The organism is Flavipsychrobacter stenotrophus (assembly GCF_002954265.1).
Classification (GTDB): domain Bacteria; phylum Bacteroidota; class Bacteroidia; order Chitinophagales; family Chitinophagaceae; genus Flavipsychrobacter; species Flavipsychrobacter stenotrophus.
In genome coordinates this window covers 1-3,765 of sequence record NZ_PPSL01000018.1, presented here as the reverse complement: position 1 = coordinate 3,765, position 3,765 = coordinate 1, and the positions used below count along the sequence as shown (strand labels likewise).

General features: G+C 45.1%; 1 protein-coding gene. It reads right to left on the bottom strand.

Annotation, left to right across the window (positions count from 1 at the left end; genetic code table 11):
- Window positions 1–3,765: beta strand repeat-containing protein (locus tag CJD36_RS23375; RefSeq protein ID WP_161499428.1), on the bottom strand; the 3,765-nt coding region annotated here is incomplete at both ends.

The following is a 3,765-nucleotide window of genomic DNA, read 5'->3' as shown; positions in this document are numbered from 1 at the left end:
TAGTGCTGAACACAGGGCTGGTAAAGGTCAGAGCAGGTGCATTGGTCCATGTACCGGCAGTTATGCTGGTTGCTGCCACCTGGTAATCAACTGTATTACTTTGAGCAGCAGCAGGTGATGGTCCGCCGTTCCTCCATTGTTCTCCAGTATAGGAAACCGTAAGGCCAACGATATTAGTCGTTCCGTTATTTTTAAATCTTGCACCATAGTATTGGGTAGCGGGAGTACCTGAACCAAGACTGCCCAACGCCCTGTCAGTAGCAGAAGTAGTGCCATAACTGAAGACACCACCCGAGGTCGAAGAACCATTATCTACCCTATAACTCGCAGTCCCCGTTGCAGCAGCGTACCAGCCCTGTATAGTTCCGTTGTCCGTCCAAGTAAAGGTAGTACCGGTGTTAGGCAGGCTGTTGAAGTTCTGAGTATAAGTAGGTGCAACATTGGTAAGGCTGATATACGTAGCCGCAGTGACTGTAATAGTCACAGAACCCGAAACAACCTGAGAACATCCTGCAACCGAAGTTACACTTGTAAGTGTATAGGTTGTAGTTATTGTCGGTGTTACTGTTACGGTGCTCGACCCAGATCCATTCAAGGTAGTAGTAGTCGTAGCACTACCGTTCCAATAGTAAACAGTAGCGTTAGCTGTACCTGTAAATAACAATGTAGTACTTGAACCTGAACCTATGGTCGCAGTTCCTAAAACAGAGGCTGTAGGAAGTGAATTTACAGTTACCGCAGTGGTAGTTGTAGAAGCGATACCACAACTGTTGGTTGCTGTAAGCGAATAAATACCTGCTGAAGCAGTATTGACTGTAAATGAAGCCGGGTTCAGAAGGGTTGAAGAGAAACTGTTAGGACCACTCCATGAGTAGGTTGTAGCGCCTGATGCAGCTCCCGTAAGGGTAAGCGTACTGCCGGAACATACCGTGTATGATGAGGCCATTGCAGACACAGCAGATGGTACGGACAGTATTGACAACGTAGCGGTCATCGCTGTAGTATTACCGCAAGTGTTGGTCGCAGTAAAGGTGTAGACCCCCGCAGACGCTGTATTAACCGTAAATGAAGCTGGGCTGGCAACTGTTGAAGTAAAACCATTTGGCCCACTCCATGAATAACTCAATGCATTTGTAGCAGAACCGGTCAATGTAAGTGTTCCGCCATTGCATATCGATGAAGATGATAATGCAGTAGTAACCGCAGTAGGTGTATTAGAAATAGTTATAGCGGAAGTAGCAGATGTAACCGTACCACAACTGTTTGTAGCAGCCAGCGTGTAGCTACCTGCAGATGCTGTATTAACGGTAAATGCGGACGGGTTCAGATCAGTTGATGTGAAACTATTAGGCCCGCTCCATGAATAACTTGTTGCGCCTGTCGCCAATCCACTCAAGGTAAGTATTGCACCACTGCAAAGTGTCGTGGACGATGGTGTGGCACTCAAAGCTGTTGGAGTAGTAATAATTGATAGCGATGCCGTAGTTGTAGTCGTGCTGCCACAATAATTAGTTGCGGTAAACGAATAGATACCGGCCGAAACGGAACCAACCGTAAATGCGGCCGGATTTTGATTAGTAGAAGTAAAGCCGTTAGGTCCACTCCACGAATAACTATTAGCGTTTGTTGCTGCGCCGGTTAAAGTTAATGTATTGCCATTACAAATAGAAGTAGACGATAACGAAGCACTAACTGACGTCGGAGCTATTGTGCAACCATAGTCTATAGTGACTGTGGCATTTTGCCCAGTGACCAAAGTGAAACATCCTGCAGCCGACCTCGTACTGTCTATTGTATATGTTGTGGTTGAAGACGGTGACACAGGAATCAATGAAGTTCCACCTGCACCGACCGTAGTTGACGTGCTACCGCCACCTGACAAAGAATAGTAAATAATATCACCATTGCTTCCAGTGAACGTAAGTGTAGCCGACGAACCTAATGAAATGGTAGCAGATCCTGATATCGTTGCTACCGGAAGTGCGTTAACTATTACTGATGATGTAATAGCAGTCACAGTTCCGCAAAGGTTTGTAACAGTCAGTGTATAGACTCCGGCAGATGCTGTATTAACGGCAAATGATGCAGGGTTAAGATTGGTAGAAGAAAACGCAGAAGGGCCACTCCAGCTATATGTTGCAATACCTGTTGCTGAGCCTGACAATGTAAAAGTACTACCAGAGCATAAAGTATAAGAAGACGCTGAAGCAGTAACTGCCGAAGGAATATCATTAACAGAAATGGATGCTGTTGTGGCTACTGTATTACCACAAAGATTCGTGGCTGTCAGTGAATATATGCCTGCAGATGCAGTATTAACAATTATTGAAGCGGGGTTAAGGTCTGTAGAAGTAAAACCACCCGGACCGCTCCATGCATATGAAGTTGAGCCTGTTGCAGAGCCACTTAACGTTAATGTCTGGCCTACACATAGTGCAGTTGCAGACGAAGTTGCGACGACAGAGCTTGGCAGCGGCGTGATAGTTATACTCACAGGACTAGACAATGCGGTGCTACCCGTAGGTATGCAACCCACATTACATTTGAAGTACGTTAGTACAGACATATTTGCTGTATAAGTAGAAGTAGTAGCACCGGATATATCGCTATATGTAGACCCATTTGGTGATGATTGCCACTGGTAAGAAATTGCAGCACCTAACGATGCACCGGTTAGGCTTAATGTGACATTGCTTCCTGAACATACAGAGGTAGAGGACGAAGTTGCCGCTCCTGCAGTTGGAGAAGTACACAGGCTATTACCTGCAACATAATCACCACTGTATGTGGAACCAGTGGTGCCGGTTGTAGTTGTCACATTTGCTAATAATGGTGCCGTACCGGACGTGCTATTGGTTGTAGTTGGGGCTGTGCTCCATGATGATCCGTTATATTTTCTTAATATAAAAGAGCCATTAGTGCCGGCACCTGTTATATCTCCACTATTGTAACTAAGGTCAATGTTTACTGTTGATGGTGCCACACCTGTAGAAGTAATTGTCCAGTAACGGTTGACTGCATTACTTACATCAATGTATGATCCGGATATTGACGGATGGCTGCCTGCAGTTGATTTTACCAGGACAGATCCACTTGATTGCAAACTGCTGAAGGTAAGCTTTCCCGGGCTGAAGGTAACGTCTCCAACAGGATAGATCATACTTGTAACACCTGTTCCAGGCATTGCCCTTGATAAATTACCATTTACATAAGACGACGCAGTGCCACCAGTTATCGTAGAAGTAGAACTTAAGGTCAGAGTATTGGTACCGGTAACAATGTTACCACTTGAAAGACTTAATGTGGAACCTACGGTCATGTTACCATTTAGTGTAACAGTGCTACCATTGTTGATAGCGAGATTATTGAAAGTATTACCAGCTGTCACATTAGTAGTGTAGGTTTGAGGAGCAGCTCCGTTGAAAATAACTGTACTTGTACCTGCAGTGAATGCATTTGTAGATGAAGTATGTGTAAAATTACCACCGATATTGATGGTGTTTGGGTTAAGTAACAATGCACCTGTGCCGGTTGAAGCTATATTAAGACTACCTGTCAGGGTGTAGGTTGCAGCACCTGTTGATGGTGTAAAAGCTACTGTTGACGTCGTTCCGTTATTGACGGTGATGTTATTAAATACAGGTACGGCAGCAACTGTTGAAACTGCGGCTCCAGATACATAACCACGGATATTTGTATTACCACTTGCTGTGGTAGCAGCCATATAAAGTGTACCCGTAAGGTTGTAACCAAGAGCATCGCCGC